The following is a 20,557-nucleotide window of genomic DNA, read 5'->3' on the forward strand; positions in this document are numbered from 1 at the left end:
GTTATGCCCCAAGACCTGATTGACTAGTAATATCAACTGATAGCGCAACAGTTGACTCGCTGACATCTTCAACTAATTTGGCGACTTCTTCTAACGTGGTGGTGCCTTGAAATAAATACTCCATGGCCGACTGCGCTAACGGAATAAAGTTTGGACTGCGCAATGCCGCGCGAGCAAAGTCTTGCGGGTTACCGGTGCGCATAGCGTCGATCATGTTTTCGTCGAGCTCTAATATTTCAAAAATACCAATTCGCCCACGATAACCAGAACCATTACAGGTTTGACATCCACTGCCCACTTTAAAGGTCGCTGTCGCCATGTCTTTTTTAGTGACACTCTCAAGCCAGATGCGCTCTGATGCATTAGGCTGGTACTCCACGGCGCAGTTTTGACAAACACGGCGCACCAATCGCTGTGCAATAATCACTCTAAGTGCGCTGGCAACCAAATAGCTGGCAGCCCCCATATCGAGTAATCTCAAGGCGCTGGTTACCGCGTCATTAGTATGCAGTGTTGATAACACAAAGTGACCGGTTAATGCACCTCGCAAACCGATTTCAACCGTTTCTTGGTCACGCATCTCACCCACCATGATGATATCGGGATCTTGACGCAAAGTAGTACGCAACACATTGGAAAAGTTTAAACCAATTTTATGATTAACCTGCACCTGGTTAATACGTGGCAATTGATATTCCACAGGGTCTTCAACGGTAATAATTTTTCTGTCAGGCGTGTTTAGCTCGCTAAGAATACCGTACAGCGTTGTGGTTTTACCGCTCCCCGTTGGCTCGGTCACCAATAACATTCCGTGAGGGCGTTTAATTTGTTTACGGATCCGCGCCACAATATTTGGCGGCATACCGGTTTCATCCAAAGTGCGCAGCCCGGTGGTTTGGTCTAACAAACGCATTACCACCGATTCACCATGGTAAATGGGCATCGTCGACATACGCACATCGATTTTATGACCTTTGATTTCCATATGAAAACGGCCATCTTGCGGCATACGTTTTTCAGAAATATCTAAACCAGCCATTAACTTAAGTCGCAATACCAAGGCGGCGGCAATATTGACTTCACCAAGGGTATTTTCATGCAGCTGGCCATCAATCCTCTGGCGAATACGCAATACTTTTTCACCCGGCTCGATATGAATATCCGACGCACGCATTTGCACCGCATCTTCAAAAATAGACTGTAATAACTTAACTACCGTGGTTTCATTATCACTGTCGCCTTCTGTTAAGCCATTAAGGTCGAACATGTCATCAGCGGCATATTCTTCTTCAAGCTTGCCAGCAATTTCAGCAATTTGTCCTGTGCGACGATATAAGTTATCAAACGCATCTAACAATTGTTGCTCGGGCGCTACCGCAAGCATTAATTGCTTAGGAGCGACTAAGATTTCTAAATTATCAATGGCTTGTAAATCAGCAGGGTCGCTCATGGCAATCAGCACATGGTCAGGACCGCTTTCAACCACTAAGGCACGATAACGACGAGCTTGCACCTCAGGTAAAATATTCACCACTTCGGCAGGGATTGGACGACGACTAATATCCAAATAAGGTAAATTTAGCTGCTGAGACAGAAACTTAAGCAGTTGAACTTCGGTAATGTATTTTAAGTCAATTAACGTACGACCCAGTTTTTTACCGCTATTACGCTGTTCGGTCAGTGCTTGTTGTAATTGCGTTTCGCTAATAATCAACTCTTGTACTAGAAGGTCACCTAAGCGCATCTTCAATTTAGGTTTCATCGTGTTTCTCCTAGCTGAGCTAATCTGTTTTCAATAAAGTCCATCGCTGAGGTTGATAATCCTTCATAACTTAATGCAGAGCGATATGCCTGAGCCGCTGGAATATATTTTTGTTGGGAATCTAACGCATAACCCATGGCTCCATCCACCAGCGCGCTTGCGTCGATTCGGCTTGTAATAATTGACGATACGCTTGTTCAGCCAACACAAAATCTTGTGCACTTTGGGCTAATTCAGTTTGCGCAACCCACTTGTCACGCGCCCAACTAGAATTATCGGGGATCATCGACAAAGTTACCCGGGCACTGTCAAAAGCATTCGTTTCTGTTTGAAGACGTGACAAAATTACATAAAACTCCCACTCTTTCGGAAACATACTAATACCACTTTCTAGCAAGCGCATGGCTGTTGTGGTGTTGTTTTGTCCGTAATAAATCGCCACCAATTGCTTACGAGCTTTGTGTAAGCTTGGCTGCAAAATAATGGCTTCTAAATAATAACTGGCGGCCTCTTCTAACCGTTGTGCATTTTCTGCATCGGTTGCCTTGCGGTATTGTATCTGCGCCATTTCGGCTTTACTGATCACCACTTCTTTTACAGTCATATCATTTGAAGAGGATGAGGCTTGCGCTATTTTAGGGCTGCTTTCAGGTGCATTAACTGGCGTAATTGTGGGCGAAGCTGATGGAATAACTTTCGCCACAATAGGTGTTTCAACCATCTTGGTAACCTGAACAACATCTTCTGTAGCGGGTTGGCTTGTTGCCGCTAATACTAACTCGACCTCATCGGTACGGGTTGTTTGCTCAATGGGTTCTTGAGCCTGAATAGTGGCTGTCTCTGGCGCTGACTCTGCTGTTGAAGGTGCATCAACAGGAGTCATACCCTCGGGGCGTGTTGAAACCTTATCGGGCGAGGCATTATCACTCACGATAGACTGTTGGTTGGCAAGTAACGTATTGTCGTTGCTGGGTTCACCAGTCATGCTTTGTGGCTCAACGTTACTCGCGATTTGCGTTGCAGTGTCGGCGGTTATTGTTAATGCTTCATCGGCATTGTTAGCTGTCAACTGGGATTTCGCCGAGGGTTCTGTGTGTTGATACATTGACACCCCATACCAAACGGCTGGGATGAATAAAAGCACGCACACCACTGAAGTAATCACAGGCAAACGAGATTTTTTGGGTGGATAATATTGAACTTGTGGACGAACAAACTCGCCCTTCTGCTGAGAAGGCGCATTATCAGACTGTGTAGTATCAAGCTCTGACTTGCCGAGCTCTGGTTGGTCAGCCCCTGATTGTTGACGCTGCTCTAAATCGCGCAGCATTTTTATTATCACACTCATTAATGCTCACTTATCTGTGTTAACCAATCACTGCTGACATCCGTAAATCCTATCGTTAACATGAGTGCTAACAACAGGACAATAACGAGCATGCTTGAACGTGAAAAACCTGACCGCTCAGTTAAATTTATATCTTCAGTATCCCTAATGGCGGCACGGCAATGCTTTGTTTGAACTTTTTGAGCACCCTCGCCATAACACAACAATAAGCTTTTGTGAGCCAAAATGTTCACCAGTCGAGGGATCCCCCTAGCCGCTTTAGCCAGTAACTTAATATCACTCACGTTAAATAACTGGAGGCCTTGATAACCCGCAGTGGTCAATCGATATTGGATATAGGCTTGGATTTCATCCCAGCTTAATGGTCGCAAGTGGTAACTAAAAGTTATTCTTTGTCGTAATTGCCTAAATTTAGCTTGAGCCAATCGCTCATCTAACTCTTGCTGACCAAATAACACCACTTGCAACAGCTTACGGCTTTCGGTTTCTAAGTTGGTAAAGAGTCGTAATGCTTCAATACTGTCGTCGGGTATTGCTTGCGCTTCATCAAGCACTAACAAGACATGAAACCCTTGATGATTTAGCTCCAGTAACCGTTCATGGATCAGTCGCGTTAATTGCTGTTGATCGATTTTATTAGGTAAATTTAAGCCTAACTCACCTGCCACGGCAAAACGTAATTCTTTTGGAGACAAATAGGGGTTAGGCAAATAGGCACAATGATATTGAGTAGGTAGATCATTAAGTAGTTTGCGACAGATTAATGTTTTACCTGTGCCTACCTCGCCAGTCACCTTAATAAAACCTTCGCCCGTTTCTAACGCGGTTTGCAGCACTTGCAAGGCCTCTACATGGGGAGCTAACCCAAAAAAGAAGCTTGTATTAGGGGTGAGCGTAAAGGGTAACTGCCCCATACCAAAGTGCTGCAAATACATAATGAATTAAGTTCCGTTATTGGCCATCATTAATTAGATGGATACCAACGTTCAATGAGTTCTTGTGAACGCTTTAACTCATCTCGCCACGTATTTGCGCCAACCACAGTTGGTTTAAGTAAAATGATTAATTCTGTTTTTTGTTTCGACTTAGTGCGGCTGGTGAATGCTTGTCCTAAAAATGGAATGTCACCCAAGAAAGGCACTTTCGATTCAGTTTCAATGTTTTCACTCTTCATTAAGCCACCAATAACAACGACATCACCCGATGCAGCTCGAATAATGGTGTCAGACTCACGAATTTCACTTTGTGCGAGAGGCAGCTCTAATGTTGAATCACTAATTTCAATGGTTTTGGTTTGCTCTTCAACATCGATCACCGATGGATGAACATGTAAAAGCACATTGCCGTTTTCATCAATTTGTGGAGTTACATCAAGTGCGATACCTGAGAAAAACGGAGTTAGTTCAACATCTGGAGTCGTTACGGTTGTGGTCGAAGACACTGTCGTTGTCGACACATCAGTCACAAAATACTCGTCAGTACCGACTTTAATGACGGCTTTTTGGTTATTTGATGCAGTGACACGTGGACTTGACAATACATCGACATCGCCTTGCGTGTCGAGCAAGCTAATCATGGTACTAAAATCTGTACCTTGAACATTGATTGACGTTACTCCGCCGATAATCGATGAAATCGTATTAGTTAACCCTTGTCCAGCGGAGGTACTAAAATCAATATCAGTGTTACCTACATGACCTAAGACGCTATCCCACTGAATACCTTGTTGATAATCATCAGATAAAGTAACTTCTAAAATTTTGGCCTCTAGGATCACTTGGCGCTGTAAATGACTTTCTGCCGTTTGCAAGAAGCTGCGAACTTGACGTAATTCGTTAGGGTAGGCTCGAATAGTCACTAACCCTGCCTGAGGGGTAACCACCACCTGGCGCCCGCCTCCTGTCTCACCAATGATTGACACTAATGTTGATTGCAGCTCACCCCAGAAATCAGTTTTGGTGGTTGAACTAATAAAAGTACCATTGGTGTTTTCATTACTACTTGAATTGTTATTACTGTTACTTGAGCTACTGCTAGAGCTACTACTGTTATTACTACTGCTATTTGAGTTGTCGTTATCATCCGAAATACGGCCAGAGCTGACTGACGTTAACGACAAGCCTTCGCGTTGCATATACAGGTAGTTTAATGGGATGGTTTCTGTGCGCATTCCAGACGGGAACACTCTTAAAATTCGCCCTTGGCGGCTAACTTCATAGCCGTAAATGTCTTCAACAACCTGTAAGGCCTCTGACAAGGTTACCGCTTTTAACGATAATGAAATCGTGCCGGTTACATCGGGATGTACGGCAACACTAAGCGGTGAATCTTTTACAAGGCTCGGGAAAAAGACTCTGGCCTCAACATCATTAGCTGATACATCAAAACGGCGCTCTGCTGGTAACACTCTTGCTGAGCCTAATACATTATTACCATTTAATTCACGCTGAACTTCCGCAGGCATCGTTGCTGGCGGTGGTGTCTTATTGGCATTAGTTTGCGATTGTTGAATTGATTCCGACAATGTGGATTTAACGTTTTGTGGTTCAGGTCTATCTGTCGTTTGACAAGCTATCAAGCACAGTGACATCAGAGGGGTAACATATTTAATTACTTTCATTTTTATTCTAATCCTATCGCTCTGTTATCGACTGAAAAAGCTGAAGCTTTCTGCCATCTGACAAAGTTACATTATCCTGACTGATTGAAGATACGGTTAATCCATTGTTGACAGTATCACCTACAGCCACAATTTTATTGTTGATTACGGCATAAGCATGTTGACCGTTAACAATGCTGTTGAGTATCAAGCTTTGTTGAGTAATGTTTTTCGGCGTAGTAACAACGGCATACCCTTGACCCGGTAAGGTTGGATCTCGCAAGCTTTGTGCATCGACGCTTGCCACTAGCATTAGACTCGTTGCAATAAAAGCCAATGCCATAGAGTTAATTCTGTTTAGCAACACTAATAAAGTCCTTATTCACACTAAGTGTGTAAAGTTCTAATTCAACTAACGCTTTTGGGTGAGTCTCGACACGATAATCCATGCGCTTCCAATAGAGTTTGTCGGGCATATTTTCAACGGCAGAAACAAAATCTAAAATAGCAAAATAATCACCTTGTAAAACCAGCTTAATACCATGGCTATATAAGTTAACCTGGCTATTGTCGCCCATGTTTAATAACGGGGTCGGCTCAATTGAAGCAAAAGATTTTAGGGTCACACCTTTCACATTACCCAGTAAGTTAGCGAGCACCGTCGGCATATAATCCGCTGGCACCATATCAACCATTTGCGCGTCTAATTCAGCATCAACAGCTGACATTTGCTCGCTGACTAACTGCAAACGTTGTTGGTAATCTTTATCAGGGTCTAACTGCAAACGTTGTTGGTATAAGTCAATTTGTTGCCGTGATATGTCGTTTTCTTGTTGTAATCCATTCAATTGTTTTTGTGTCGATTGCTGTTGCTTCCATATTGACTCTAATGGTAAATACAGCAGCATTCCAATCACCACGATACTGGCAAGAGAGATTAATAACCGTTCGCGCTGACTGAGTTGGTTAAATTTTTCTGACCAGATTGCCCATTGTTGCTTCATTGTGAGGGCTCCATCTCTGAAGGTTTGCTCGTAAGTTTGAACATTAAGGGCTGAGTATCACCGCGATTCATGGTCATTGCCGAAAAAGCATATCCTTTTAAGGTGACCGTATTTTTTAGCTTATCAATCCATAATGGGATACTTTGCGGTGTGCGACCAAATCCCTCAAATTGAATGCGTTGAGGAGCATTATCTTGTTGTTCAATACTAATATGACTCAACCACACGTTGGCATCTGCCACCGCTGCTAAGTCTGTTAATAAAGGTGAATAACCTTGGCTAATTAGGTTTTTGCGCTGACTCAGCTCATCTTTTAAACGCCGTTTAAGTGCTAAACGTTGTTCTTCTAATTCGACTTGGTCGGCTAAGGCGGTATTGGGTTTTCGTGCAGCAATTTGATCTTCTAATTGCTTTTTTTCAGCGCTTAATTGGGCTTTTTTATTGTTAGCTTGCTGCTGTAACGTTTGTAACTCGCTTTGTTGCCATAAACCAAAAGCATAAAAACAAATGCTCACCATCACCAACAACACTAACACCTGTATCAAGCGTGATAACGTCAATCGCTGCTTTTGTGGTAATAAGTCGACGCTGTATAAATTGATACTGGTTTTTATCACACTTCACCTCGCGCTATTTCTTGCAACGCTAGTTGAGCTAATAAACCGCTAACCCCATCATGATTGACTGCGTTTACTGTTTGATTAAAATTAGCGGCCACTAACTTGGCTAGCGACGGGCTATCACCATCAGAGGCAATGGTAATTGAAGCCACAGGCGCCTGACGTAGCTGACTTTCAAAATAATCCATTGAGCGTTGGATCTCTAAGCTTAAATTATCTGCAATACTGTTTTGTAACTCTTGGAATGTTGCCTTGTTCAGTTGGTTAAAGCCACGCACACGGCGCTGCATTAACACCTCTCCCGCTTTAACCGCCATGAGTAGCAACTCTTCTTGTGGGGCATGTGCAACGAGCATATGTGCCATGCTGTCATTAGGTAATATATGACGCAGAACTAATTCTTCGACTGTAATCCCTGCAATGCTGAAACCACTCGCTTCACATGCCGCAACCAATTGCATCAGTAAATCTCGGCTGGTAACGACTACACTGACTTTGGCGCTAGGGACAATACTTGATTCAAAATAGTCTAAGTGAATATTGGCGACCGGCTCTGACACCATGTCTTTCACTGCCCAAATTAATGCTTGGGCAATTTCAGACGATTCAACACTGGGTTTGTCGGCTTGTAGCATTTGGTAATGCGAAAAAGACAGCACTAGTTGCAAGTTAGCTTTGCCACACAACGCTTTAAGCTCCTCAAATGCTTGCTTCCAATCATGCTTGATTATGGGTATTTGTTTAACGACTTGAGTAGACTCGGCAGTTTCGTCATAACAAACCCACAAAGCATTGTCGGTAATAAATACACCAACATCGCCTGCTGTTTGGGATGATTGCCAAAAGGCCAATTTACTCAAAAAACCATTGCTCATTACGCGTCCCATGCACACTAAAAGTGATCACTAATTTAGGTTGTTGGCTTGATATATGATGAAGAAACAAATAAGTCTGTTTAACCTCAATAAACCATTAATAAAGATACTTGTTAGTATTGCCCCGTTTAATTTTATGACTTTTTAGCCTGATCGTTGCCAAGATTAAACGCCTGATGCAACACACGGCTAATGTTTTAATTTTGTTAGCAATTACAATATACCATACCTCATTAAAATAGAATGCAATTGCAGCGCAAACAAGGGTTATTCACCCCAAACAACGTAAATAGGTTATTTTTCAAGCTTCCGTCTCAGTTATTTGGGCTAAATACTCACCTTGAGCTGCACTTACCCCTAAAATCTTTAAGGTTTGCCATTCTTCAAAACTCTCTACTCCTTCAGCAATGACCTTCACTTCAGCCCGATAGAGCCCGCCAATTAAACTGCGGATAAATAATTGATTCTCTGAACGTTGATGCACTTGGCGAACAATTGAGCGATGCAACTTAACTAAATCGAAATGAAACTCCTGAATATAATGTGTGCCAACCACATGTTGACCGACATGATCCACAGCGAGCTTTGCCCCCATTTTGCGTAACATATCGAGTGATTTCACTAAAGCCGTGTTTTTTTGATGTTTCACGATAATGTCTTCGGACACTTCAAAAATAAGTCGTGCAGCTAGCGGTCGGTGCTCTAACAGAGTTGACTGTATCCAGCGCACAAAAGCGCGGCTCACTAAGGTATCTAAACTGAGATTAATACAATAGGTGGCATCATTTCGTGGCATTAGGGTAAATAACACTTGTTCGAGTATTTGCCGTTCTATTTGTGGCATTAAGCCACACTTGTTTGCCATTGGGATAAATAAAGTGGCGCGTACATCCTTGCCTTGATGGTCACGAGCACGGCTGAAAACTTCATAATGTAAAATGCTGTTATCACTGTCTACCACCGCCTGCTGTAAGGTAAAAAAACGTTTACTGACAAGTGCGTTTTCTAAAAAGCTGCGCCAACGAACAGAGCCTTTTGCAATTTCTTCATCGACAGCGCCCTTATCATACATAAACCAGTTGTTGACCTGCTGTAACTGCGCTGCACGAAGCGCCATTTCTGCCTCATCAATCAATTGCACTTGCAAATCACCGGCTTTAAAAAATGCACTCCCTAGGTGTAAAAAATTTTCTGGATTGCCTATGCCATAAAAAGGTAAAGCTAAACAGGCTTTCAACACTCGCTGTGCCAACTGATCAGCCTCTGCTAACGAGAGCTGGGGCACCACTATCACTAGTTGCTGGTAACTTCGTCGGGCAAAAATACTGTCTTCGTATTGTGCGAGTACCGCGGTGATGGCTTCTGTTGTTAGGGTTAGCATCGCGGTTAAATCGCTCTCACCCAATTTATCTTCAACTAAGTCTACATCGTCAAACTCGATCAACATAAGTACCCCGTGGGCAATCATTGTTTGATCATGGCTTAATGCATCTAGGCGATTTTGAAAAAAGATACCGTTGCCAATTTGAGTTTGTTTATCTAAAAATGTGTCTTTACGAATAAATTGGTCTAAGCGACCGCGTTCTTTATGGGCATCATCTAAATCGGTAAGGAGTTTAGTCAACGCCCGGTTAATCAAACGAGGTTTACCATTAGTTGGCATCTGCGCAGCTTGAGTTAGATTACCGTCTAAAATTAACTTGCTGCGCTGAGCAAGCTGTTCAATGCCATCGAGCTCACGGGAATACCAACGATGGCCGAAACGCACAAAAAGACCAATGGCAATAAAGCCGATGAGTAAAATAATGACTTCTGACCAACCTAAATGATATAGAACAAATGGCGCAGGCAAGGTTAACGACAAACTTAAACCATGATCTAACTGACGTTGATATAGGGTTAAACTGCTCTTGGGCAAGATAGGTTTGTCTTTATGGAGTTGATATATAACTTGTTGGTCGTGGGTCAATGTAAAATCGACGGCATTATATGCTGACAATAAAGGCGGCAACCAGGTGGCAAGCTGACTATTACCATGTTGCTTATGATGCGCGACCAACATGGTTTCTAATTCGGTCACTTTTTGCTGCTGGAAGCTGTAAGTGAGCTGGATAAAGCTCATCACTGCGCTCAGAAGAAACACAAACGCGACGGCAGCTAACGACAGTAACCAAAAGCTTGTGAGTTTTTTTGTAAGGATCTTAGTGAGTTGCATTTATCCGCTATCCTGCTGGATTTATTCTTATGGTCTAGCTCAATTAAATCCGTATCAGTATAACGATTGTGCTCTATAACTTCACTAATCGTTTATCTACAAACCCAATCACATTATTTACTATTACCCCAACCATGCTGGTATCGCCAATCGTTAGATAATATAAAGGGGCGTAAGCCCCTTTATATTACATCGTCAATATGTCAGAAAACTTTACACGTTATATTCTGTCGGTAACGTGGTGATTTGAGCTACACCTGAGTCAATTGCGGCTTGCGATACCGCGCGAGCAACATTAGGCAATAACCTCGGGTCCATTGGTTTAGGCAACACATACTCTGCACCGAAGCTCAAAGAGCTCACTTTAGGGTACGCCGCTAATACCTCTTCAGGTACTGGCTCTTTAGCTAAATTGGCAATGGCATATACCGCTGCTAATTTCATTTCATCGTTAATCACTTGAGCACGCACATCTAATGCGCCTCTAAAAATAAACGGGAAGCACAATACGTTATTCACCTGATTTGGGTAATCGCTTCGGCCTGTTCCCATAATCAGATCATGACGAATGGCATGAGCTAATTCTGGTTTAATTTCAGGATCGGGGTTTGAGCAAGCAAAAATAACCGGATTAGGTGCCATTAATGCAATATCATCCGCAGTTAATAAGTCTGCCCCCGACAAGCCTAAAAACACATCAGCGTCTTTAATCACATCTTGCAAAGTGCGTTTGTCAGTATTGTTAGCAAATAGTGCTTTGTATTCATTTAAATCTTCACGGCGAGTATGAATAACGCCTTGTCTGTCGAGCATATAAACATTTTCGCGCAGCGCACCACACTTAACAAACATGCTCATACATGCAATCGCTGCCGCCCCAGCACCTAAACAAACAAATACTGCATCATCAATTTTTTTGCCTTGGATTTCTAATGCATTGATCATACCTGCAGCGGTCACAATGGCAGTACCATGCTGATCATCATGAAACACAGGGATGTTACAGCGTTTAATCAATTCACGCTCAATTTCAAAACACTCCGGCGCTTTAATGTCTTCTAAATTGATGCCGCCAAATGTGTCGGCGATGGCTTCCACTGTATTGATGAAATCTTCAGTTGTACGGTGCTTAACTTCAATATCAATTGAATCAATATTGGCAAATCGCTTAAATAAAAGTGACTTACCTTCCATAACGGGTTTTGATGCCAAAGTAGCCTAAATTCCCTAAGCCTAAAATGGCTGTGCCATTAGAAATAACAGCAACGGTGTTGCCTTTATTGGTGTAGCGATACGCATTTTCAGGATTAGAAGCAATCTCTCTCACCGGCTCTGCAACACCAGGGCTATAGGCGAGTGCAAGGTCATGGCTAGATTGGGCAGGTTTGGTCAGGCACACGGCCGTTTTACCTGGTACTGGGAATTCATGATAATCGAGTGCTTGTTGACGAATATCCGACATTTTATATTTCCTGAAATGCGCTATGTAGTAAAATTGTGACTCGCGCCTCAAATATCTTGATTATGCTAAGTCATCGAAAGTTTTGTAACGATACGCTATTACAGAGTCGATAGAAATCAAAAACTCTGTCATAGGATGTGTTGGACACTGTAAATGGGGCTAAGTTTTATTAATCAAAATAAGCGAACATGAATATATATAAATCAAAGAGTTAAAAATGTAGGAAAATAACAAGATTTACCGATCATAAAGCGTTTTTACCGCATTATTTGTTAGTTATTTTGCTTAAATAACAATAAAGAACCATCGAGGCTTTTTTAATTGTTTACAGTGAAAAAATAAGTTTTCACTATTAAAAAATCAATTGAAGAGTTGTGCAGACACCGACAAGAGCTGTGCTCGCGGTGGTTAAAAACAAAAAAGGCGCCAAAGGCGCCTTTTTGAAGTTAATTGCAGTGCAATTACTTCTTGCCAAGCATACCGAAACGCTTGTTGAACTTGTCGATACGACCGCCAGTGTCAACAACTTTCTGAGTACCAGTGTAGAATGGGTGACATGCACCACATACGTCCAAGTGTAAGTCTTTACCTACAGTTGAATTTACTTTGATAACGTTACCACAAGTACAAGTTGCAGTGATTTCTGCGTAATTTGGGTGAATACCAGGTTTCATTTGGAGTACCTTAAATTGAAGGCCATGTCGCTATCACAACCCGAAGTTGGACACCACATGCAGTTAATAACAATATGTTTTAGGCGCGAGATAATACAGTGTCTGTTCTGTTCAGACAAGTAGAATTTATAAGCATTGTTATAATTAAGCTTTGGTTGAGATTTAGGGTTGCCTTTGCTGTTGTTCAAATGCTTCATAAGCTAACCGATCTTTTGTCGCATCTTGATACTGCTGCAAGATTGCCTCTGACGGGCAAATCAGCACACTATCAGCCATTAACAAATAAATCTTATTATTCACGAATGCTTGCGGATTGGCATCAAAAATCGCCAACATAGTGCCATAAACATTAGTGTGTAATTGTTTTTGATTACGCACTGCAACGCGCCATAAATTATCTTCTGGGCGTTTATCAATCACACATGGCGATAAGTCGCTTAGCGCCATCTCACCGGTTGTATCTGCCATTTCATCAGAGTCTACACTCACGTTTGTATCGATACTGGTATCAACAATGTTATCTGAAATGCTATCAGCAATGACTATTTGGGTGTTGTTCTCAACTGGCGCAATATCGTGAGTATTGGCTAACAATGTAGGCTCTGTGGCTGGTGCCAATGCATTGCCTGTGGTGTCTGTGATTGCTGTAGGTAAGCTCGGCGCCTTGGATACAACCGTGTCTGTTTGACCTTGTTGACTGGCCACTAAGTTATCGAAGGTAATTCTGTCGGCCTTAACATTTTGATACTTAACTAATATATCTGCAGGTGGACAACGTAATGAGCTGTCTAATTGCAACATATTAATGTTGCCTTGATAAAAAGCTTGAGGATTAGACTCGTACAATGCCAACATTGCTCCGTAAATATTAGAGTTCCATTGTTTACGGTACCTAACCGCAATTTTCCATAAAGAATCATCAGATTGCTTAAGAATATTACACCCTTCTAGCAACTCTTGGGTTTGGGCTAATACTGGAGTAGAGTCGACAACTCGACTGACTGTAGCTGTAGAGGCTGGAATCGAAGACGAAGGTAACTTCATTTTTTTGATTGCGACAGGATGATGGTTACTAACTTGTAAGACCGGACTAAATAGCGGAACGGGTGAATATTGTTGCCACTTGGCATTGCGATACTCAGAAACGATTAGCGCGGCGTCTGGGTCGCGAAGTTGTTCTTTACCATTGAGTAAAAATACGTCGTTACCTTGGCGTTCTACGTCTAATTTTTCTAATACGATATTATCTTGATAAATTTGACGCAAATAAAAAGTTAACCTAGATAAATCATGGTGTTCGGTTACTACATTGACCGTTAGCGTAGGTAATTTCCCACGCTCAAAAGCTGCAGTATCTATACTTATATGGCTGACTTCAGCAACGACAGCTGAAACCTGTCCTACCGCCATTAATGCCAATATGACTAGCAACTTTACGCCTTTCATCCAATCATCCTTCACTTAGCAAAGCTTTAAGACAGCGTCTTTAACGCTGAAAATCCATTTATTATATTCTTTATTATTGTTTGTAATTATCTAGTTAATATTGCAGCACTATTTTGCACTTGCTCTATTTTTTATGGGCAACCAGTATTAACGCAAACAACTATATAAATTAACATTCATTGCTGCAACCAATTACTGACATACCAGAGTAATTACTCAAACTTTATTTATCTTTGTCACACTTAAAACCCGAATACCTCTATATTAGCGGCATGTTTAGTTTGGATAACTTCAAACACTTTTTTATCTACTGTCGGATTATCGTATTGCGCCAATATTTGCGGCGACGAACAGTGCAACGGGGCATCTTTAAGCAGTAAATGAATTTTTTGTTTTGAGAAAGCCAACATATTCGCCTCAAAAATCGCTAACATCGCACCATAAACACTGGTATTCCATTGCCCTTTATAACACTCCGCAATACGCCATAATGTATCTGAATTATCTTTTATTATTTGGCAATACTTTGGTATTTGAGATTGTAAATGGGATTCGGTGGCGACATCAGCTTGCTCAACAGTATTACTCGTTACGCCCACACGAACAGGTGTAGATTTATTGGCTGTCATTGCTGACCCTGAGGGCATTGGCACTTTTGTTAACTGAGTACTGTTAAATGACAACGGCGCATCAAATAACGCCAGTACGGCTAATAAAATAACACCATCAAGACCATTCATTGTGACCACTAACTGAGCTTTGGGATCGGTTATAACTTGTTGACCACTGAGCTGCTCTAAAAATCGATTAATTGGTTGAACCATTAACTTTTGTTGCTGCATTTCGCCATCGATTTGTTGACGAGTAAAAAATTGAGTGGTGTCCCATCATCATTTTGCACAACTATATTCATTTTTAACAAAGGTTGCTGACTCACATCAAATTGACGACTATTAATGCTCACATGACTGACTTGAGCAAAACATGCATCACACTCACACACATTCCGCTTACAACAAACAAGAGCATAATAAGTCTTTTATACATAACACTTGCCCTATCACTTTGATGACACTTAGAGGTAAACTGATCCACAATCTTAGATAGCATTAAATAATGATGAAGTCCTATGCCCGTGTTTGTTGAAGTCGCCTTACCTGTCCCACTACGCCAAAACTTTAGTTACCGCGTAAAAGACGAGCAACAAACTACCTTGCAAATTGGACTGCGTGTAAAAGTCCCTTTTGGGCGCCAACAACTGGTTGGCCTAATTACCGCCATTACTAACACTTGCAACTTAGCACCACAGCAAATTAAGTCGGTTACCGAGGTATTAGATGATGCCCCATTACTACCCGATTCGCTATATAAATTAACGCTTTGGGCGGCACGATATTATTTTACCTCCCAAGGACAAATGCTCAGCCAAGCATTACCTGTGGCGCTACGAAAAGGCCTTGATGCGTCACCTCAATCGATTATTGAATACCATCTCACAGAACCTGGCCGCCAGTTAGACCCAAGTGTGCTAAAACGTGCGCCAGCACAAAAAAAATTATTTGAGTTATTGCTAGAAAATCCCTTAACTCAAGATGACTTTACTACACAAGCATTGAGTAAATCTGCGCTTAAGGCATTACAAGATAAGCAATGGATTGAACAAAGAAGTGCGGTCATTGCTCATGACTTAAGCTGGCGTCACAAGTTGCGAATGAATGAGTCACCACACAAGCTTAATAAACAACAAGCCGTCGCGGTATCTGTGTTAACTCAACAGCAAGGATTTCACTGCACGTTATTAGAAGGCATTACCGGATCGGGTAAAACCGAAGTCTATTTAACCTTGCTTGAAACCATTTTAAAACAAGGCAAACAGGCACTGATTTTAGTGCCAGAAATAGGCTTAACCCCGCAAACCATTAACCGATTTAAACGCAGGTTTGAGGTAAACGTAGCGGTTATTCACTCTGGACTCACCGACAACCAGCGCCTTGAAGCCTGGCGACAGGCGCGCGTAGGCGAAGCGGCGATTATTATTGGCACTCGCTCTGCGCTATTCACCCCAATGGCGTTTCCTGGCCTTATCATTTTAGATGAAGAACACGATAGTAGCTTTAAACAGCAAGAAGGAGTGCGCTACCACGCTCGCGACCTTGCAGTCATGCGCGGCCATTTAGAAGATATTCAAGTGGTACTAGGCTCAGCAACGCCTTCACTTGAAACCTTACAAAATGCCATATCTGGCCGTTATCATCACCTTGAGTTAAGTGAACGTGCGGGTGTGGCGCAAAAAGTAAAGCAAGGCATCATCGATATTACCTCACAGCCATTAAAAGCCGGTATGTCTGCCTCGTTAATTAACGAAATGCGCATGCACCTCGATGCCGGCAACCAAGTATTATTGTTTTTAAATCGCCGCGGTTTTGCCCCTGCTTTACTGTGCCACGAATGTGGCCATTTGCATGAGTGCGATCGCTGCGATGCCTTTTTTACGGTACATCAAGGCTTAAACGAAATTTGCTGTCATCATTGCGGTAATCAATATGCCATCCCTAAACAATGCCATCAATGTGGAAGCACCATGTTAATGGGACACGGTTTAGGCACCGAACAGCTTGAACAAGAGCTCGTTAAGCTGTTCCCGCAATATCCGGTTGTGCGCATTGATCGCGACACTACTCGCCGAAAAGGCTCCCTTGAGCAACAGTTACAAGGGATTTACATGGGTAAATATAAAATTCTAGTGGGCACTCAAATGCTAGCAAAAGGACATCATTTTCCCGATGTGACGTTAGTGGGCTTATTAGACGTTGACGGTGCATTATTCAGTGCCGACTTTCGTGCGCCTGAGCGATTTGGTCAGCTCTACACCCAAGTATCTGGCCGAGCAGGTCGCGCTGACAAACCCGGTAAAGTGCTACTGCAAACCCACCAAAGTGATAACCCCATTTTGCGAGACTTATTGCAACGGGGTTACGGTGAATTTGCCCGCAGTCAGTTAACTGAGCGCCAACAAGCATTGTTACCGCCAGCATGGCACATGGTGTTAATTAGAGCAGAGGCACACTTGGCTCAAGATGCTGACGCCTTTTTAGCTCAAATAAGTCAGCTTATCCCGCAAAGTAACGAACTCGAAGTGATTGGCCCAATCCCCGCGCCATTAGACCGCAAAGCCGGAAAATATCGACGCCAGTTAATGCTGCAGGCCAAAAACCGTCAGCAACTACAAACGGTATTTGAGCAGGTACTGAGCCAAATTGAACAACTCCCTGAAAGTAAACGCTGTCGCTGGACAATTGATCGCGACCCGCAAGATTTAATGTAATACCACAGTGTCATCATTATTGATAACCTCTGTAATACCGTTCACTTCGATTGTTATTCAGGTTTATGATAAAAAAACCAATATTTCCGCCAAAGCAGATAGCAATTACACCCCATAAACGGCTAAAATACGCGGTTCCGTCATGTCATTCATTTAACGAATTAGTGCAAGCAAACGCCCATGAAATCACATATTGAATCTTTACTAGAACAAACCCTCGAATCTTTTAAACAGCAAGGTATTGTGCCTGCTGATTTTCAAGCGCGCATTCAGGTCGATCGCACTAAAGATAAAAGTCATGGTGACTTAGCGACTAACCTTGCAATGATGCTGACGAAAATAGCGAAAAAGAATCCACGCGAATTAGCCCAATTGATTATCGACAACTTACCGGCGTCATCTCACGTTGCTAAAGTTGAAATTGCCGGCCTCAGGTTTTATTAACTTCTTTATCGATGACAACGCATTAGCTAATCAGCTACAACAAGCATTAAACGATGACCACTTAGGCGTGACCTTACCGGCTAAGCAAACTATCGTTGTCGATTATTCATCACCAAACCTAGCCAAAGAAATGCACGTAGGTCACTTACGTTCAACCATTATTGGTGACAGCGTTGTCCGTGCGCTTGAGTTTTTAGGTCATAACGTAATCCGTCAAAACCACGTTGGCGACTGGGGCACACAATTTGGTATGTTACTGGCGTACATGGAAGAGTTACGTGCCGCCAATGGCGAACAAGCCAAAATGGAATTGTCTGATCTAGAAAGCTTTTACCGTGCAGCAAAAGTCCGCTTTGACGAATCAACCGATTTTGCAACTCGTGCACGCCAGCTAGTGGTTGCCTTACAATCGGGCGACGAATACTGCAATAAACTATGGCGAGAGTTTAACGACATCTCACTAAGCCATTGTCATGATGTATACAAACGTTTAGGTGTGAGCCTAACGCGCGCTGATGTTCACGGCGAAAGTGCTTACAACGCAGACCTTGCTCAGGTAGTTAACGATTTAGACGCCCAAGGGTTATTAAGCGAAAGTAATGGCGCTAAAGTGGTATTCCAAGAAGAGTTCCGCACTAAAGAAGGCGAGCCATTACCGGTTATTATTCAAAAAGCAGATGGCGGGTATTTATATGCCACCTCTGATTTAGCCGCAATGCGATATCGCTCAAATGTATTGAAAGCCGACCGCGCACTGTACTTTGTTGATTTACGCCAAGCGCTTCATTTCCAGCAAGTGTTTAGCCTTGCCAAGTTAGCTAAATTCGTTCGCCCTGAAATGTCTTTAGAGCACACAGGATTTGGCACCATGAACGGTGAAGATGGTCGCCCCTTTAAAACCCGTTCAGGCGGCGTAGTTAAATTAGTCGACTTATTAGATGAAGCTAACGTGCGCGCACTTGAACTGGTGCGCAGCAAAAATCCAGATATGGACGAAGCAACATTGACTGAAATTGCCCGCGTTGTGGGGATCAGTGCCGTGAAATACGCTGATTTATCTAAAAACCGCACGAGCGATTACATTTTCAGCTTTGAGCAAATGCTAAGTTTCGAGGGTAATACTGCACCATACTTACTGTATGCATATACTCGCGTAGCTGGTATTTTCAAACGTGCTGAAGACATCGATTTAAGCCAGGCTAAAATTGTCCTTGAACACGAAAAAGAAAAAGATCTCGGCACCAAGTTAGCCCAGTTTGGTGAAGTACTAGCTCGCATGACAGACAAAGGCTTACCACATGTATTGTGTGGCTACTTGTTTGAGTTAGCGAGTGAGTTCTCAAGCTTTTACGAAGCCTGCCCAGTTTTAGCGGCTGACACTGAAGCAAAAAAACAAAGCCGTTTATTATTATCACAACTTACTGCCAACACCCTTAAAACCGGTTTATCTCTGCTTGGCATTGAAACTTTAGAGCGGATGTAATCATGAGTCGCGACTACGCAAACCGCAAACCTAAGGGAAGCAAACCCACTAAAAGCCGCGCAACCAAGCGTAAAAAAGCGCCGGCGCGCAGCTTTTCGTATTTGTCTGTATTTGTTGTTGTCGCGCTTGTTATCGGCTTTGGTTACTTTTTATGGTCGATAAACGGCAGCTCAGACATCCAGGTGACAGAGCCCGCCCAGCAACCTAAAAAGAAAACCGTACAAGCTGAAACTGAAACTGCGCCGACACCTGCGGCCAAAAAAGTGGTTAAGCCAGACCCCAATGCATTACCACCTAAACCGCAAGAGCAATGGACCTATCTTGAAGAGTTAGAAAACAAAGAAGTTGAAATTGACTTGCCTGCAACAGGCGTGGTTTCAAGCGGTATTTATCAAATGCAATGCGGCTCGTTTAGGCAAGAGTCACAAGCAAATGAAATGAAAGCCCGCATAGCATTTCAAGGCATGGAAGCGCAAGTGCGACGCAGCGAAGGCACAAATGGGATTTGGTACCGCGTAGTATTAGGGCCTTTCCCCAACAAACGCGAAGCTGAAACTAACCGCCATAAAATGCAAAAGTCAGGCATTAACACCTGTCAAATTTGGTTATGGCAATAGCGCTTTTCAATCGACTAACGCGATAAACTTTCATCAGCCCTGTTCACTTGAACGGGGCTTTTTTAATGCTGTCCTTGATATCTATCATTTTGGCTCCATATCCATTTTAATCATGAATCAACAATTGCATTCGTTGATGCATTAAAAGAGGATTTACCGTGACTACAATCGTATCCGTACGCCGCAATAATCAAGTTGTCATCGCAGGCGATGGCCAAGTATCTTTAGGCAATACCGTCATGAAAGGCAACGCGCGTAAAGTGCGTCGCTTGTATCATAATAAGGTATTAGCTGGTTTTGCAGGCGGTACTGCCGATGCATTTACTCTTTTTGAGCGCTTTGAAGCCAAGCTCGAAATGCATCAAGGTCATTTATTAAAGTCAGCTGTTGAGCTCGCCAAAGATTGGCGTACCGACAGAATGCTGCGCAAACTCGAAGCCATGTTAGTGGTGGCTGATGGTGAAGCCTCATTAATTATTACCGGTAACGGCGATGTCGTGCAGCCAGAATACGACTTAGTGGCCATTGGCTCTGGTGGTAACTATGCCCAAGCCTCAGCACTCGCCCTATTGCAAAATACCGAACTCAGCGCTGAAGAAATTGCTGAAAAATCGCTGACCATTGCCGGCGACATTTGCGTATTTACAAACCAATTCAAAACTATCGAAAAGTTAGACTACTAA

Annotated in this window: 16 protein-coding genes and 2 pseudogenes; 4 read left to right on the forward strand and 14 right to left on the reverse strand. The window is 42.8% G+C overall.

Going from position 1 to position 20,557, the window contains the following annotated elements; genetic code table 11:
* Position 1 precedes the first annotated feature (1 nt).
* From N4T56_RS17910 to N4T56_RS17975, 14 genes and pseudogenes are all read right to left on the reverse strand, one after another.
* Positions 2–1,762 carry a GspE/PulE family protein gene (locus tag N4T56_RS17910; protein ID WP_261734186.1) on the reverse strand — a complete coding sequence of 587 codons (1,761 nt, stop codon included), beginning with the start codon at positions 1,760–1,762 and terminating at the stop codon, positions 2–4.
* The gene (locus N4T56_RS17915; protein WP_261734187.1) at positions 1,759–1,899 is read right to left on the reverse strand and encodes a hypothetical protein; all 141 of its coding nucleotides are present in this window, start codon (positions 1,897–1,899) and stop codon (positions 1,759–1,761) included. Before N4T56_RS17915 ends, N4T56_RS17910 begins: the two co-directional genes overlap by 4 nt.
* Positions 1,884–3,110 (reverse strand): tetratricopeptide repeat protein, encoded by a 1,227-nt coding sequence (locus tag N4T56_RS17920; RefSeq protein WP_261734188.1) that lies wholly within the window; start codon positions 3,108–3,110, stop codon positions 1,884–1,886. The genes N4T56_RS17915 and N4T56_RS17920 overlap by 16 nt, the downstream gene beginning before the upstream one ends.
* The gene (locus N4T56_RS17925) at positions 3,110–4,045 is read right to left on the reverse strand and encodes an ExeA family protein (RefSeq protein WP_261734189.1); all 936 of its coding nucleotides are present in this window, start codon (positions 4,043–4,045) and stop codon (positions 3,110–3,112) included. The genes N4T56_RS17920 and N4T56_RS17925 overlap by 1 nt, the downstream gene beginning before the upstream one ends.
* 29 nt (positions 4,046–4,074) lie before the next feature.
* Positions 4,075–5,730: a pilus (MSHA type) biogenesis protein MshL gene (gene mshL / locus N4T56_RS17930; RefSeq protein ID WP_261734190.1), complete on the reverse strand. Its 1,656-nt coding sequence runs from the start codon at positions 5,728–5,730 to the stop codon at positions 4,075–4,077.
* Between the two features lie 13 nt (positions 5,731–5,743).
* Positions 5,744–6,052, reverse strand: a complete 309-nt coding sequence (locus N4T56_RS17935; protein WP_261734869.1) for a SctD/MshK family protein — start codon at positions 6,050–6,052, stop codon at positions 5,744–5,746.
* A gap of 4 nt (positions 6,053–6,056) precedes the next feature.
* Positions 6,057–6,713, reverse strand: coding sequence for an MSHA biogenesis protein MshJ (locus N4T56_RS17940; protein ID WP_261734191.1), 657 nt, complete (start codon positions 6,711–6,713; stop codon positions 6,057–6,059).
* Positions 6,710–7,330 carry a PilN domain-containing protein gene (locus N4T56_RS17945; protein ID WP_261734192.1) on the reverse strand — a complete coding sequence of 207 codons (621 nt, stop codon included), beginning with the start codon at positions 7,328–7,330 and terminating at the stop codon, positions 6,710–6,712. The genes N4T56_RS17940 and N4T56_RS17945 overlap by 4 nt, the downstream gene beginning before the upstream one ends.
* Positions 7,327–8,208 carry a biogenesis protein MshI gene (locus N4T56_RS17950; RefSeq protein WP_261734193.1) on the reverse strand — a complete coding sequence of 294 codons (882 nt, stop codon included), beginning with the start codon at positions 8,206–8,208 and terminating at the stop codon, positions 7,327–7,329. Before N4T56_RS17950 ends, N4T56_RS17945 begins: the two co-directional genes overlap by 4 nt.
* A gap of 301 nt (positions 8,209–8,509) precedes the next feature.
* On the reverse strand, positions 8,510–10,423 hold the full coding sequence (csrD, locus tag N4T56_RS17955; protein WP_261734194.1) for an RNase E specificity factor CsrD: 1,914 nt from the start codon (positions 10,421–10,423) through the stop codon (positions 8,510–8,512).
* Between the two features lie 213 nt (positions 10,424–10,636).
* Positions 10,637–11,885 (reverse strand): annotated as a pseudogene (locus N4T56_RS17960) (malic enzyme-like NAD(P)-binding protein).
* Positions 11,886–12,346: 461 nt separating this feature from the next.
* Entirely contained in the window at positions 12,347–12,559 is a 213-nt protein-coding gene (gene rpmE, locus N4T56_RS17965) for a 50S ribosomal protein L31 (RefSeq protein ID WP_188917011.1), read from the reverse strand.
* 162 nt (positions 12,560–12,721) lie between these two features.
* Positions 12,722–14,005 (reverse strand): FimV/HubP family polar landmark protein, encoded by a 1,284-nt coding sequence (locus N4T56_RS17970; protein WP_261734195.1) that lies wholly within the window; start codon positions 14,003–14,005, stop codon positions 12,722–12,724.
* Positions 14,006–14,247: 242 nt separating this feature from the next.
* Positions 14,248–14,847 carry a hypothetical protein gene (locus N4T56_RS17975; RefSeq protein ID WP_261734196.1) on the reverse strand — a complete coding sequence of 200 codons (600 nt, stop codon included), beginning with the start codon at positions 14,845–14,847 and terminating at the stop codon, positions 14,248–14,250.
* Between the two features lie 287 nt (positions 14,848–15,134).
* Between N4T56_RS17975 and priA the strand changes: the two genes are divergently transcribed.
* From priA to hslV, 4 genes and pseudogenes are all read left to right on the forward strand, one after another.
* Positions 15,135–17,330 (forward strand): primosomal protein N', encoded by a 2,196-nt coding sequence (gene priA / locus N4T56_RS17980; protein ID WP_261734197.1) that lies wholly within the window; start codon positions 15,135–15,137, stop codon positions 17,328–17,330.
* Positions 17,331–17,510: 180 nt separating this feature from the next.
* Positions 17,511–19,257, forward strand: a pseudogene (gene argS / locus N4T56_RS17985) (arginine--tRNA ligase).
* Positions 19,258–19,259: 2 nt separating this feature from the next.
* Positions 19,260–19,874: an SPOR domain-containing protein gene (locus tag N4T56_RS17990; protein WP_390904084.1), complete on the forward strand. Its 615-nt coding sequence runs from the start codon at positions 19,260–19,262 to the stop codon at positions 19,872–19,874.
* Positions 19,875–20,032: 158 nt separating this feature from the next.
* A complete protein-coding gene (hslV, locus tag N4T56_RS17995) occupies positions 20,033–20,557 on the forward strand; it encodes an ATP-dependent protease subunit HslV (RefSeq protein WP_261734198.1) in 525 nt (174 codons plus the stop codon).

This window comes from Shewanella phaeophyticola, from assembly GCF_025398315.1.
Taxonomy (GTDB): Bacteria; Pseudomonadota; Gammaproteobacteria; order Enterobacterales; family Shewanellaceae; genus Shewanella; species Shewanella phaeophyticola.

Bases quoted from the DNA above. Each gene is read 5' to 3' on its own strand.
- N4T56_RS17910 (WP_261734186.1), bottom strand. From the start codon at position 1,762: ATGAAACCTAAATTGAAGATGCGCTTAGGTGACCTTCTAGTACAAGAG.
- N4T56_RS17915 (WP_261734187.1), bottom strand. From the start codon at position 1,899: ATGGGTTATGCGTTAGATTCCCAACAAAAATATATTCCAGCGGCTCAG.
- N4T56_RS17920 (WP_261734188.1), bottom strand. From the start codon at position 3,110: ATGAGTGTGATAATAAAAATGCTGCGCGATTTAGAGCAGCGTCAACAA.
- N4T56_RS17925 (WP_261734189.1), bottom strand. From the start codon at position 4,045: ATGTATTTGCAGCACTTTGGTATGGGGCAGTTACCCTTTACGCTCACC.
- mshL (WP_261734190.1), bottom strand. From the start codon at position 5,730: ATGAAAGTAATTAAATATGTTACCCCTCTGATGTCACTGTGCTTGATA.
- N4T56_RS17935 (WP_261734869.1), bottom strand. From the start codon at position 6,052: ATGGCATTGGCTTTTATTGCAACGAGTCTAATGCTAGTGGCAAGCGTC.
- N4T56_RS17940 (WP_261734191.1), bottom strand. From the start codon at position 6,713: ATGAAGCAACAATGGGCAATCTGGTCAGAAAAATTTAACCAACTCAGT.
- N4T56_RS17950 (WP_261734193.1), bottom strand. From the start codon at position 8,208: ATGAGCAATGGTTTTTTGAGTAAATTGGCCTTTTGGCAATCATCCCAA.
- csrD (WP_261734194.1), bottom strand. From the start codon at position 10,423: ATGCAACTCACTAAGATCCTTACAAAAAAACTCACAAGCTTTTGGTTA.
- rpmE (WP_188917011.1), bottom strand. From the start codon at position 12,559: ATGAAACCTGGTATTCACCCAAATTACGCAGAAATCACTGCAACTTGT.
- N4T56_RS17970 (WP_261734195.1), bottom strand. From the start codon at position 14,005: ATGAAAGGCGTAAAGTTGCTAGTCATATTGGCATTAATGGCGGTAGGA.
- N4T56_RS17975 (WP_261734196.1), bottom strand. From the start codon at position 14,847: ATGCAGCAACAAAAGTTAATGGTTCAACCAATTAATCGATTTTTAGAG.
- priA (WP_261734197.1), top strand. From the start codon at position 15,135: ATGCCCGTGTTTGTTGAAGTCGCCTTACCTGTCCCACTACGCCAAAAC.
- N4T56_RS17990 (WP_390904084.1), top strand. From the start codon at position 19,260: ATGAGTCGCGACTACGCAAACCGCAAACCTAAGGGAAGCAAACCCACT.